This is a genomic window from uncultured Phascolarctobacterium sp. (assembly GCF_934190775.1).
In the GTDB taxonomy this organism is placed as follows: Bacteria; Bacillota; Negativicutes; order Acidaminococcales; family Acidaminococcaceae; genus Phascolarctobacterium_A.
This window is the reverse complement of record NZ_CAKPTG010000029.1, coordinates 1-13,771: the sequence shown is the minus strand read 5'-3', so window position 1 is coordinate 13,771 and position 13,771 is coordinate 1. Positions and strand designations below refer to the sequence as shown.

The window sequence follows — 13,771 nt, the reverse complement described above, 5'->3', positions numbered from 1 at the left end:
GCCCCCTTCCGCCTCGCTACGCTCGGCACCTTCCCCGAGGGGCAGGCAAGAAGGTTAGCAAACAGCCTTAACGAGCAATTAATATATCGTGTAAGGAATAGCAATTTTAGCAAATGAGTGTCCGGAACCATAGAAGCAAGGGTACGTAACTTTCTCTTACCGTCTGTCAAATTTTACCGAAGCTTCGTCCTGGTTCCACACGAAATTTGCGTTGTGCCCTAAGGCACGGGAAAATTGCTTCTGACTGGAACGATATTTAATTGCGACGCAGATACTCGTTACCGAAGTCAATAAACCTCAATATCGCTTTCAGTTCATCGCACGCTTATCCGCCAGCAGCATCTTCTTAAACTCGCCTACCAGATACAGGCTGCCGCAAACGCACACAACACCGTCAGTGCCTGCCCCGCGGATAGCAGCATCATACGCCGTAGCAAGATCAGCCTCCGCCACAGCATTGCTGCCCACCAGCTTCGCCAGGTCGGCAGCCTCTGCAGCACGCGCCCCCTCATCGGCACGCACAGTATAAACAACATCGTCCTGCTTAATCAGCATTTTGATAACACCGCTCATATCCTTATCGCCCATCATGCCAAAGACAAACTGCACCTGCTTGCCGGGATAGTATTTATCCAAAGCATTGCGCAGAGCCTTAGCGCCGTCAGGATTATGCGCACCGTCCAGAATAATATCCGGATTCTTGTGAATGCGCTCCAAGCGTCCCGGCCAAATGGTGTTGGCCACGCCCACATGCAGCGCCAGCTCGTTAATGCGGTCATCCTGCTTGCTTACCAGCTTGGCAGCAACAATCGCTACGCTGGTATTCTTAATCTGGTGCTCTCCCGGCAGCTTGATTTCATAATCAGAATGATAGAAATCACCTGCATGCAGCGTAAAGGTCTGGCCCTCCATCGAGCTTTTGACCTCCGTACCATGAAAAGCCTTGCCATAAAGATAAACCGGCGCTTCCTTAAACATAGCCAGGCTGACAATAGGACCAAGCGCTTCATTGCCCTCGGCTGCAGTAACCAGAGGCACCTTTTCCTTGATAATACCGGCCTTTTGCATAGCAATGCGCTCCAGCGTTTTGCCGCAGCGGTCGGTATGGTCCAGCGCAACATTGGTAATAACGCTGACCACCGGTGTAATCACGTTGGTGGAATCCCACAGGCCGCCCATGCCTACCTCTATAACAGCGTAATCCACCTTCTGCAGGTAAAAATACAAAAACGCTGCAGCCGTCAAAATCTCAAACTGCGTCGGCTGCTCGCAGACGCCCTTTTTGACAACACTGTCGGCAGCAACCTTTACCGCAGTAATCGCCGTCGCAAAATCCTCGTCGCTGATATCCTTGCCGTTGAGGTTGATGCGCTCGTTGTACTTCACCAGATGCGGCGAAGTAAACTTACCAACCTTCAGGTTGGCTGCCAGCAAAATATTCGTAATCATGCTGGTAACAGAGCCTTTGCCGTTAGTGCCGGTTACATGCACTGTTTTAATCTTTTGCTCCGGGTTGCCCAGCTCACGCAAAAGTCCTTCAATACGCTCCATACCGAGCTTAATGCCAAATTTGCCCAGGCTGTCCAGATATGCCAGGCTTTCTGTATAATTCATTGTGCTTACGCCTCCATCAATAATTAACTAACAGTTTATTATAACATAGTTTAGCGCGCCGCGTCTTGCGAAAAAGCGCAAAAATAGCCGCTGCGTCACAAGAACGAGCGACTATTTTGCTGAGCGAAATACTTACATATTATATATAGTAGCTTATAGCTGCCAAGGCAGTACTACGACTGCAAGGGGTCATCTCCATATTGGTTAGGTCCCTCAGTTCCCTTGAAGAAGTAAATATAAATCGCAAAGAAAAGGTTAATCAGCGGTACGCACAAAAGCAGCATCCACCAGCCGCTCAAATCCAAATCATGCAAGCGACGTACACCCATCATAATATTAGAAACGAAGCCAAATAAGCTGAATCCGAAAGCAACAACTGCAAACAAAAGCTCAAGCGCACCTATGGTATTAGCCGCAAATGTCAAAACACCCTGCACAACACAAAGCACTAATGACAGGAAAATGCTTCTGTAGATATAAGACTTACGGTTCAAGCGTCCTTTAGACGTAAAGAACAGCTCCTTGAAAACTGCTTCCTTATCCGCACTGCTGTCCTTAAACAGCAGGTTCAGCCCCTCGCCCAGGTTCAAAAACTTCTTGCCTGCTTTGGGTGCTGCCTGAGCGCTATACGCATCGGTGTCAGCTGCACCGGCAGCATTTGTATGCTTAAATTCATCAGAATCAGGATTAACCTTAGGATTGCCATCAGCATTAGCGTCAGTATGTACATTTTCTTGAGCATTGGCAGCAAAACCCTCTTGCTTAGGGCTGTCATTAATACTCTTTTTATAGCTTATATCAGCATTGCTGGCAGCACCGGCTGCAACACCGGCAACAGTAGCAGCTCCAGCTCCTGCCTGCGGATTTTGCTCCTGCTCCACCTTCTGGCCGCAGTTCACACAAAACTTAGTACCGGGATTCAACTCACTCCCGCAATTAGTACAGAATTTAGCCATCTTTACCGCCTCCTTTTTCTTTTATTGTAACGCAAGCAGCACTGTAATTCAAGAAAATGTGCCCCTGGCAATAAAATAAAAAGCATACAGCGCCTGTGCTCCTCCAAAACCGTACAAAACTGTACAAACCGTACAAAGTCCCATGCTGTAAGGCTTTGCGCCTGTACGGTTTTTTTACGGTGTACGGTTTTATTCCTCTTTCTGCAATTCTTCCAGCTGCTTATACGTCGCCATTAAATGCTTTTCTAAGCTGGCATCATTATAATGATAACGCCATTCGTCATATTCCTTGCGGGTTATTTCACCCCGCTCCAGCGCCGTCTGCATATCCAGCCATTCCTGCAGCACGTAATCGTCAAATGTCTTCTGCGGTCCTGCTGTTGCTGTGCCAATCACCACTGCAAAACGACCGTCCACTTTGGTAAGCTTCCAGCCTGCATAATCCTCCAACGCAAAAAAGGTCTGCATCAGGCCGGCACGGTTATGAATATCAGGAATCCTGAACACTGCAGGGTCCACGCCAAAAATCTCACCCAGCTTTTCCAGCGTTGCCTCCTTCGGCTTCCTGTTGCCGTGCTCATACTGGTTGACGCGCACCTCCGCTGTGGATTCCGAAAATCCCAGCAGCAGTCCCAGCTGCTTCTGCGTCAAATTATGCTTTTGACGAAAATAGCTTATGCGTCTGCTTACTGCCATAGCAAACACCTCCAACTAAAACAAATTCTGTTATCTTTAGTATAGTAGCAGATAAATCTGTTGGCAAGCTCGCGTATTATTTTCAGAACATTTCTGCTACTTTTCTTGACTTAACGTAATATGTTTATTATAATAGGATTATCCACTAAACGCTTTTTGCTTTAGTAAACAGAATATTTTGAAAGGAGTCCTTCTATGACGACAATTAACCACGTATTTCAACCGAAGCAAGCTTCTCTTGCTGCACCGGAGCTGCAGACGCTTTCCATGCCGGAGCTTTATGACACGGAGTTTCCCATGCTCCAGCCTATTGTCCAGGATCTGCTCTATCCGGGGCTGTATATTCTGGCAGGTGCACCGAAGATAGGCAAATCGTTTCTGATGGCGCAGCTTGCCTACCACGTTGCCCGCGGTGAGCAGCTGTGGAACTACCCTGTACAACAAAGCGGTGTGCTTTACCTGGCACTGGAGGATAAGTTTTACCGCCTGCAGCAGCGCCTTGTGCGCATGTTTGATATGGAGGTCGCAGATAACCTGCATATGGCAGTCAGTGCGCAGGACGTTGATAACGGCCTGGAGGAGCAGCTGAGCTCCTTTATGCAAAAGTATCCGGACGTGCGCCTGATAATTATTGACACCCTGCAAAAAATACGCAGCGCTCAGGACGAAAAATGTAATTACGCCCGCGATTACAGCAGTGCCGCTAAGCTGAAGGAATTTGCCGATAAGCATAATATTTGCCTTCTGCTGGTACATCATACGCGCAAGCAGCAGTCAGAAGACTCCTTTGAGATGATTTCCGGCTCCAACGGCCTTTTGGGTGCGGCGGACGGTGCTATGGTGCTGCGCAAAAGTCAGCGCGGTGATAATAAGGCTTCCCTGGAGATTGTCGGCCGCGACCTTGTAGACCAGCTGCTTTCGCTGAGCTTTTCGCAAACACACTGCCGCTGGATGCTGGAACGGGCTGCTGCCAGCCGCTTTCTGCAGCCTTCGGACGAAGTTTTGGAAGCAATCAGCGCCTTTGTGCAGCAATGCAACGGCCATTGGCATGGCACAGCGCAGGGACTGCTGGACGCTATGCATTATAATAAGATATCCAACAATAGCCTGGGACGCAGAATCAACACCAAAAAGCAGCTGCTCCTGGATTCCTATAATATTGTCTTCCAGCGCCACCGCCGAGATATTGACCTGCGCTATTTGCCGCCGCAGGTGCAAACTGCGTAAGTAAAAATGCTGCTTGTTTTCATATTTAACTATAGTAACGATTGTAGCAACAGCTTGAAAGCAGCAGCCGATAGCTTTTCCTACTCCTAAAAAGTGTGCAAATGCACAGAATTTAGGAGTACAGTTACAGCTAAGCCAACTCCATACCGTACACATACAAACAAACTGTACAGCCCCAAAGCCGCATGTGGCAAGGAATTGTACGGTTTGTACGGTTTTGTACGGTTTTGTACGGTTTTCAGGGAGCACGGCTTGCAAAACAAAAAGCGTACAACACGAAACCTTCACAGCTTGTTCGTTGTACGCTCTTCATTCTTGTGGTAAAATATTTTTATGGTGCTTCCATAACGGTAGGCGGTTGCCCTCTGACGTGATCAATTCAGTTTCACTGAAAATCCCACAAGAGGGAGGTGTTACTGATGGATATACTCGATGTTATTGCTTTAATAAGCTTATGCATAGCCTGCATTAAACTAGGTATGGAAATCAATAAAAACACAAAAAAATAGCCGCCCAGCTCGACCAAAAGCAGCGACTATTTTTTAGTTAAACCTTTTGAGGGCAACCGTCTATCGGCGGCACCTTTTCTATATTTATAATAACACAGATAAACGCTTTTGACAAGCGAACACAGCTTATTTCACAAATTTTGCACGGCTTACGCCGTGCTTTTTTATTTAACCATAAAAAATAACCGCCCAGCCTCGCAAACCGACGGTTATTTTTCATAACTAAAAGTTTTTAAGGGCAACCGTCTATCGGAAGCACCATTTCTATATTTATAATAGCACAAACATAAGCTTTTGACAATTTTAGGCAGGCCTACTTGCCAAAGCTACGCAGATACTCCTTCAACAAAAAGGTACAGAAATAAGGAAACGTATAGACATTATTATTGCAGCCTATATTACCACCTACAACCTTAATCCCGAATTTTATATCCGGATACTTATCACTGTTAATCAGGGTATTCAAGGAGCGGGCCATGTTATTGGTCGCTTTCACCTCAACCGGCACAAGCTTGTCAGCAGTACGCATAAAGAAATCTTCTTCCAGCGTAGAATCATCCTTTTTATAATAATACAAACCACAGCCGGCTTTTTTTAACGCCTCTGCTGCAATATTTTCATACAACGCACCCTTATAGACGCCTAAATTTTTATAGGCACGCAAATCCTCCTGCGCCTCATCATCAAGCATAGCCACCAACAGACCGGTGTCAGCCATATACAGCTTATATTTCGTTTCATCATAATTGCCCTTCAGCGGCAGCTCCGGAAAAGACAGGCAGTAGCAGGCATTAATAATCCCTGCATCACACAGCCATTCTATACAGCCACGATAATCCTTAAAGCGTGCCCCCCTAGCTACCTTGGTTATCTGAAACTTTTTATTATCCTTCGCCAGCTGTACAGGTATATGCTTAAATACATTCAAGATGCGCGTCTGGTCCATACCATCGGCATACTTACGTATATCCTCTTCGTAATCCGCCAACAGCTGCCTTTGCGTTTCCAGCGAACCTGCAAAGGTTCCCTGCTCTATGTATTCGCGCACCACAGCAGGCATGCCACCTAAAATGCAGTACTCGGTAAATAATTGCATGAACACCTGCATTTCGACCTCACTAAAAGGTATAAGCGTACGCATATGCTCTAAAAAGCTGTTGCGTACAGATTTTTGATGTCCCTTGGCCCATAAAAATTCCTCAAAATCCAGGGAATACATTTCGTAATCTGTTTTATAGCCTACACTGTTGCTTTCAATCCTTTTGTAATTGATGCCGAGCATTGAACCACTGCAGATAACATCAAAACGTCCATCAAGCTTAAAAAATTTTAACGCTGTAGCAATTTCAGGAAAATCCTGTAATTCATCAAAGAAGATAATTGTTTTCTGCGGCTCGAATATTTTACTTGTATCCAGCAAGGAAATATTTTTGATAATCGCATCTGTATTATAGCCATCAGCAGTAATCATCTTATACTTGGGTTCTTCAACAAAATTTATGTAAATGACATGCTCGTAATTGGCTTCAGCAAAACGTCTGACAGATTCAGTTTTACCAACCTGACGAGGACCTTTAACAATCAGCGGCTTATGGTCCTTTTCCTGCTTCCACTGCATCAGATAGGTATCTATTTTTCGCTCCAGATAAGCCATAAAATCACCCTCCTTTGGTGCTCTTTTTTTCTATTATACAACGTATGTAATACTCCTTCAACAAAAAATGAGCCTATTTCTGGGTGCTGACAACAATTTCATGAGCCTATTTTAGAGCGTTCGTTACAATTTCATGAGGATATTTTGTGGTGTTCACTACAATTTCATGAGGATATTTTAAAATTCGCCAGCTCAATACCGTACACATGCAAAAAGCCGTACAGCCCCCAATCCTTGTGTGGCAAGGGGTTGTACGGTTTCATCTTTTAGAACAGCTCCGGATACATACCATGAGCAAATTTTTTAATGCCTTCGCCTGTTTTGATAGCACTGTTATACGTATAATTCAAGGATATACCATATACCTTGCCTTCACGGACAACCTTAAGTGATTGCAGTCCCGGATGCTGACGGAAAAAATCCGCAGCCTGCTCAGGATCACCGCCACTCTTCACAACAAAAAGCACGTCAGGGTTCTCTTCGATAATAGTTTCCAGTCCTATCGTTCCTGAAGAAAAGCTGGGGACATCAGCACCTAATTTAACACAAATATCGCCTGCCAGCTTGGTCGAATCATAGGCAACAATGTTTTTGCCCAGCATTTCGATAATCATAACCTTGGGCTTGGGCATATTCTGCGTTTTTTCTCTGACCACAGCGATATCCTGCTGCATTTCGGCAACAATTTTCTTCGCTTCCTTTTCCTTGTCAAATATTGTGCCTAACCCCAAAATAAAATCACATTCCTGCTCCAAGGTCTCCTTTTTATTATGCGATGTAGGAGAATTGGCATTGGTGGAGACATAGGTATGAATACCACGCTTATTCCAGAAATCCGTGCTTTTGAGCGCCTTATCCGCATAAAGCACCTGTCCGGAAATAATCAGATCAGGCTGCATGGATAAAACGTTCTCCATATTCAGGACAACATTGCGCTGAAACTTGATTCTGTTATATCCTGCAGCATACTGTGGTTCAGGCGTATAAAAGGGATTGCCGTAACGCACCGGGCAGATAATATTCTGCTCCATGCCTAAGGCTACCAAGGTTTCATTAATCTGCTCACCAACAGCGATGACTCTTTGCGGCACCTTGTCATAATAAGAAACATTTTCACCCAAGGCATTATAATTCTGCACTCTGACATTTTTTACAGCTCTTACGCCATAGGCTGATTGAGCATGCGCAACAGGACGGTTAGCGTTAAACGCCTGTGTCTGCGTAAAATATATGAATGCACAAATACCAAGTACTATAGCCAAAGAAACCAAGGTAAAGCGTTTATTCATAAGTAAACTTCCTCGGGTGCCTGGTAGCATCGGAATGTGTTCCCCAAACGATTTCTATACCATGGTTATGGAAAATATCAACCAATCGCAAGGCTTCCGGACAATACTCGTTATCATCAGTACGCGTCTTGCAGCAAATGCCAACATGAATAACATCAGGCTTGATACTTAAAATTCTTTCAATCTTTTCCTCTAAGCCACTGCTATCGCCCAAGGTAATTTTACGGCAGCCATTGCAGGTCATAAACGCCACCAGCTGGATTTCCTCATCACCATAACGCGCAAACTGGCAGGAGCGCTCATTAAACGCCTGGAAGCAGGCCGCTCCGGTACAATTTTCTTCTGAGCGCAGGCAATGTAATATAACAATTTTTTTCACTTTATTCCCTCCAATGCTTCGGCAGATAAACAATATTCATGCGTCCTGATTCTGCATCGTAAGCTACTTTACTATGTACATTATACATATCATAAATGAATTCTTCTGTCAATAATTCCTGTGGTGTTCCTACACCTACTACCAGACCGTTCCTGATAGCTATCAGTCTGTCGCAGTACATAGCAGCGATATTCAAATCATGAATGGCTGCCACTACGGTAGCATTTAAGCTTTTTACGATATCCATTATTTCCAGCTGATATTTAATGTCCAGATGATTCGTCGGCTCGTCCAAAACCAGGCATTCTGTCTGCTGCGCCAACGCTCTCGCCAGAATAACTCGCTGCTGCTCACCACCGCTCAGCGTAGAGAACATGCGCTTTTCAAAGCTTGCCATCCCCACTCTGGCCAAAGCGCTTCTGGCAATTTTAAAATCCTCCAGATTATCACGCTCCAGCATTTTTTTATGTGGCGAACGCCCCATAAGCACTACATCCAGAACAGAAAAATCAAAGCTATAAAAATTATGCTGAGCAACAACCGCCAGCTTTAAGGCAGATTCGCGATAAGAAAGCTCGTCCAAATGCTGCCCGTCAAAATAAATATCACCGCTGGTAGGCTTCTGCACACGATAAACGCATTTCAAAAAGGTACTTTTGCCACTGCCGTTCGGTCCTATAATACCAAGAAACTCCTTATTATGTAAAGAAAAATCAATTCCCTTCAGAATTTCCTTGTTGCCCACAAACATTTTGACTGCTTCAGCTAATATTTCCACAATCAGTTACCTCCAAAGCCATAGGTGCGTTTTACCATCAGATAAACAAAGCAGGGAGCACCAATCATCGCTACAAGAATACCAATCGGCAGCTCTGCTCCGGGAATCAGGATACGGCAAAGCGTATCAGCTACAACTAAAAAAATTGCACCGGCTAAAGCAGTCACCGGGATAAGCTTTTTATGATCTGTACCCACCAGCATTCTGATAACGTGCGGAACTATCAAACCCACAAAGCCGACAGTACCGGCAGCATAGACAACGAAGCCGACAATAATCGAGCTGATTAAAAGATAAAACTGCCTGTAGATATGTAAATCCGTACCCAAGGTCAGCGCCGATTCGTCACCCAAAAGCATCAGGTTCAAAATACGGCTCTGGCTCCAGAAGAACAGTACAGCAACAACTACTATCGGCACAATAACTATCAAATTATCCCACTTGGCTCCGGAAAAGCTACCCATCATCCAATAGGCGATGGTCTGCATACCCTCCTTGTTGTTGGCAAAGTAAACAATGAAGCTGGAAAAAGCGCTGCACACAGCACTGAGCGCCATACCTGCCAGCAAAAGCTTGACCGAATTGCTGCGTCCGCCCAGGTTAGAAATAAATAATACCAGCAGTGAAATAGCAAATGCACCGGCAAAGGCTGCCAGGCCGATAAAGTTTTCCCCCATGAATGCTCCTATCCCCAAAAGGATAGCCGCCGTTGCTCCCAAGGAAGCACCGGAGGAAATACCTAAAATATAAGGATCCGCCAAAGGATTTTTAACAATGGCCTGCATAATGACACCACTGCTCGCCAAGCCTGCGCCAACTGCTACAGCCAAGACGATTCGTGGCAGGCGCAGCTGCCAGATGATATCATGCACAGAGCCTTTGAGTGCACCGTCAAGCGAAGTGCCGCTCTGCAGCTGATTGACGATTGCTGCGTAAATCTGCTCCAAGGGTATTTTTACCGTGCCGACAGCAAGTGCCAAAAACATAACCACTATTAAGACCAGCAGCAAAAAAGCACTTACGTATATGCCTTCTATTTGTTTGAAAAAGTTAAGCATCTTAAAATTCCTTAATCTTATAAAGAGATACCAAAGTACGCTCATTAAAATTAATGAGCGTACCTGGTAATTTTTTTGATGATGTATGAGATGTTTGAGTATATGAACTGAATTTAATTAGATATCAAATTCAGCGGAGAGCATAAAGGTTCTCGGACCACCGGAATGCAGCACGTTGCCGCTAGGTGCCCAATACTTTTTGTCAGTAACATTATAGCACATTGCTCTTAAGGTTACAGGTGTGCTGTTAAGAGAAGTTTTATAATTTACACCTGCATCCATGGTAAAGTAGCTGGGAACGCCATATTTTTCATCAAGGACATAGGACGAACCTACATAGTTGCCACGCATCAAGACAGAGAAATCATCGGAAGCCTTATATTCTACGCCAAGGTTTGCGCTCCATTCAGGCACGCCGTTCGGACGCTTGCCATTGGTTTCTACTTTAGCAGTTTTTTGTTTAGCATTCAAGTGCATGAAACCGCCAATCAGGTTCCATTTTTCTGCCAAAGTGCCGGTTGCTGTGTATTCGAAACCCTTGTGTCTAGCTTCGCCATCAGCAAGCAGGAAAGGTTTGCTGAAGCCAGGCTTGTTAACCTCTACACCGTTGGCTTTCTTAATATCGAAATAGCTTACCTTATGGAAGAAATCACCGGTTTTGAACTTCACACCGATTTCATTTTGCTTGGTTTTGTACGGATCTAAAGTAGTTCCTTGATTTTGATAGTCAGAACCAACCAACTTTCCTTCAACAAACTCTTCAGTATGATTTGCATATACAGCTACACGAGGATCAAAGGTGTAGTTGATGCCATAGCTCGGAGATACAGCATGGAAATTGCCGCTTTTTGCATCATGAGAACCATCCGGCATATAGTAATCCTTAGCGATAGACTTACCGTTCAGGCCAACCAGAATATTCAGCTTCTCATTACCAGTGGTAATAGAGTCCATCACAGACCAGCCGCTGATACGTGCATGAGTATCGTAGAAGGCATCAGCTTGGCCAAAGGTCGGCGGAGCAAAGCTGCCAGTATTGGGATGATAAATATTACCGGTCCAGCCAGACTCTTCTTTAAAGTCATTAATCATATCAGGTCCACCATAATAGTGCCACATTCTGTCAACACCGGCTACCCATTCGTGCTTCAGATCACCGGTTGTAAAATCGCCCTTCAAGCCGATTTGGGCATAATCACGTTTCTCCAGCAGAGAATAGTTATCGGAGGTTGCTGTAAACTTACCGGCTTCATTTAATAATGTCTTGCTGAAGCCAGTATAGTAATACCAATCCTGTTTAAAATGACCAGCGTTCAAGAAAGCCTTTAAATGGTCATTGATTTTCTGTTCATGATTTAAGGTCATAACAAGGTTAGTATTTTTATCACGACGCCAAGATGGATTTGTATTGATTTTTCCGTCAGGAGCACTCGGCAAAGCATTGCCACTATAGTTATCATCAGGATTTTTAGAATCTTTTTTAACAGTTAAACCATAAGGTCTGCCCTGGCTGTCAGTATCAGTATAGCCAAACATAAAGTTAGTCTTGCTGTTTGTGGTTTCCTGATCCAGGTTGATATAAATATTTTTCTGTTTCAGGTTCCAGTTTTCAATAGAACGCTCGCCATTAGTATTGCTGGCATTAATACGCACGCCATAGCTTTTATCTTCGCCTAAGCGCGTACCAAAATCGATATATTCCTCATGTGCGCCTTTGGAATGATATTTGATACCAATCTTACGTGTATCCTCATCCTTTAAAGCCTTTTTGCTATTGATGCTGATAGTACCGCCGGAACGATTAGCCATACCGGAGCCGTTAATACCGGTTGCCGGGCCTTCGATAACATCAACAGATTCAATGTAGTTGCTGGATTGACGAGTCATAGCCTGCATACCGGGAACGCCGTTGATAACAAAGCCACGGCCATCATCAGCAAAGCCTCTGATAGAAACGCAGTCTACTGCTGCATCATAGGTTTTGACAACAGAAGGAACAAGGCTCAGGGTTTTGCTCAAGCCTTCGGTAGAGGATAAGAAAGAGCCAACAGCCTTTTCGGAAATGGTGGTTGTGCTGATAGGACTCTTCATAGCGTCCTGCTCGCCCAAAATACCCACATTAGATGTTGCACGGACAAATTCACCGGCAATATAACGTTGACCGTGTACAACAATCTCGGCAAGATTGAATGACATTAAATCATCATCGTTTTTTTCTGCAGCAAAGGCATTACCGACAAAGCCTACGCTTGTCAATGCCGTGCAGATGGCAGCAGCCAAAGCAACCTGTCTTTTCTTCATAAAATATACTCACTCCTAATATAAAATGTATATTTCACATAAGGTGTCCATGTTTCCCTTACGCAACATATCAGCTTCATACACAACAAAAACTCAGTGCTCTTGGTATTCATTGCAAACACACTATGCGTGTGATATAATTAATTAATTAAGTGTTTTTTTTGCATATTAGTACCAAGTACTGTTACATTATATCGTGATGCTTCGTATTTAGCAAATACAGATATTCTATACGCGTATTGATGATTTTAATATACACTACAGGAGGATGGCTATGCTTTTGCGTCAAATGAAATATTTTCTGGCAGCAGTATATTGTAAAAGCTTCAATGAGGCGGCAAAGCAATGCTTTATCTCTCAGCCCTCCTTCTCTCTACAGATAAAACAGCTTGAAAAAGAGCTCGGTGTAAAGCTTATTAACCGCAATAATTGTAATTTCAGTCTTACACCGGCAGGAGAAAAGTTCTACGAGCCTTGTAAACGCATAGTCGGGGACGTGCAAAATTTAATGCAAAACATGCAGCACTTTGTGGAAACTGACCAGGTACCCAGCTATATCATCGGCTGTAAAACAGGTTATAATGTCTGTCGCCTGCTCAACGTTATCAATATGCTCAACAAGAACAGCGAAACATATCATCTGGAATTATTATACGGCGACCACGAACAGCTCCTGGCAATGCTTACAAACAAAGAAATAGATATGCTTATCACAGAAGATCGTGAAGCTGATGCTGACTTTCTTGCAGGAGAGCTTTTGGAAATCGCAGATTTATGCATTTGCTTACCGAAGCATTCTTTCCCACCGGAAATCAAAGCGCTTCATATCAGCGATTTGGCAGAGCAGACATGCGTTATTATCGCCAACAGAGATTACGTTTTGCAGGAGCAGGAATACTACGCAAAATGCCTGGGCTTTCATGGCAACTTTTTCATAGCAAGAGATATTCCCACGGCGCTTACCAAAGTAATTGATGACAAGGTAAAATCCTTCCTGCCGGTAACGAGTAATAATGACGCCCCTTTTTATTTCAGCAATTTCACCAGGACATTACCACTATTGGCAGATGATGAGCCGGTAGAAATTTACTATAACATTTTTTGGCAAAAGAATAATCCCAACCGCAAGATAGCTGCTATCGCTCAGCATATAGCAAGCCTCATGCAGGACCATTAAAAAAGCTTACAACGTTCTGTCCGTTGTAAGCTTTTTTTATTTAAGCTCCATACCGTACACATATAAAAAACCGTACAGCCCCAAAGCCTTGTGCAGCAAGGGGTTGTACGGTTTTGTACGGTTTGTACGGTTT

11 protein-coding genes are annotated in these 13,771 nt (G+C 44.4%); 2 read left to right on the top strand and 9 right to left on the bottom strand.

Annotated elements, in window-relative coordinates:
• Nucleotides 1–309: 309 nt before the first annotated feature.
• From Q0G26_RS11205 to Q0G26_RS11195, 3 genes are all read right to left on the bottom strand, one after another.
• Entirely contained in the window at nt 310–1,614 is a 1,305-nt protein-coding gene (locus tag Q0G26_RS11205; protein ID WP_293830677.1) for a folylpolyglutamate synthase/dihydrofolate synthase family protein, read from the bottom strand.
• Nucleotides 1,615–1,787: 173 nt separating this feature from the next.
• Nucleotides 1,788–2,570: a DUF805 domain-containing protein gene (locus Q0G26_RS11200; protein WP_293830675.1), complete on the bottom strand. Its 783-nt coding sequence runs from the start codon at nt 2,568–2,570 to the stop codon at nt 1,788–1,790.
• A 189-nt stretch (nt 2,571–2,759) separates the two neighbouring features.
• Nucleotides 2,760–3,266: a helix-turn-helix transcriptional regulator gene (locus Q0G26_RS11195; protein WP_293830673.1), complete on the bottom strand. Its 507-nt coding sequence runs from the start codon at nt 3,264–3,266 to the stop codon at nt 2,760–2,762.
• A 195-nt stretch (nt 3,267–3,461) separates the two neighbouring features.
• Here Q0G26_RS11195 and Q0G26_RS11190 point away from each other — a divergent pair, with 195 nt between their 5' ends.
• Nucleotides 3,462–4,493 carry an AAA family ATPase gene (locus Q0G26_RS11190; RefSeq protein ID WP_293830671.1) on the top strand — a complete coding sequence of 344 codons (1,032 nt, stop codon included), beginning with the start codon at nt 3,462–3,464 and terminating at the stop codon, nt 4,491–4,493.
• Nucleotides 4,494–5,315: 822 nt separating this feature from the next.
• On the opposite strand, the gene Q0G26_RS11185 is transcribed toward Q0G26_RS11190, so the two are convergent.
• From Q0G26_RS11185 to Q0G26_RS11160, 6 genes are all read right to left on the bottom strand, one after another.
• Nucleotides 5,316–6,656, bottom strand: coding sequence for an AAA family ATPase (locus Q0G26_RS11185; protein ID WP_293830669.1), 1,341 nt, complete (start codon nt 6,654–6,656; stop codon nt 5,316–5,318).
• A gap of 266 nt (nt 6,657–6,922) precedes the next feature.
• Entirely contained in the window at nt 6,923–7,945 is a 1,023-nt protein-coding gene (locus Q0G26_RS11180) for an ABC transporter substrate-binding protein (protein WP_293830667.1), read from the bottom strand.
• Complete coding sequence (locus tag Q0G26_RS11175) at nt 7,938–8,324, bottom strand: CGGC domain-containing protein (RefSeq protein ID WP_210683849.1); 387 nt, start codon at nt 8,322–8,324, stop codon at nt 7,938–7,940. Before Q0G26_RS11175 ends, Q0G26_RS11180 begins: the two co-directional genes overlap by 8 nt.
• Before the next feature lies 1 nt (nt 8,325).
• Nucleotides 8,326–9,102 (bottom strand): ABC transporter ATP-binding protein, encoded by a 777-nt coding sequence (locus Q0G26_RS11170; protein ID WP_293830664.1) that lies wholly within the window; start codon nt 9,100–9,102, stop codon nt 8,326–8,328.
• 2 nt (nt 9,103–9,104) lie between these two features.
• Nucleotides 9,105–10,160 carry an iron ABC transporter permease gene (locus Q0G26_RS11165; RefSeq protein WP_293830662.1) on the bottom strand — a complete coding sequence of 352 codons (1,056 nt, stop codon included), beginning with the start codon at nt 10,158–10,160 and terminating at the stop codon, nt 9,105–9,107.
• A gap of 117 nt (nt 10,161–10,277) precedes the next feature.
• Entirely contained in the window at nt 10,278–12,461 is a 2,184-nt protein-coding gene (locus Q0G26_RS11160; protein WP_293830661.1) for a TonB-dependent receptor, read from the bottom strand.
• Between the two features lie 274 nt (nt 12,462–12,735).
• Here Q0G26_RS11160 and Q0G26_RS11155 point away from each other — a divergent pair, with 274 nt between their 5' ends.
• Nucleotides 12,736–13,638, top strand: a complete 903-nt coding sequence (locus Q0G26_RS11155) for a LysR family transcriptional regulator (protein ID WP_293830660.1) — start codon at nt 12,736–12,738, stop codon at nt 13,636–13,638.
• The last annotated feature ends 133 nt before the right edge of the window (nt 13,639–13,771 follow it).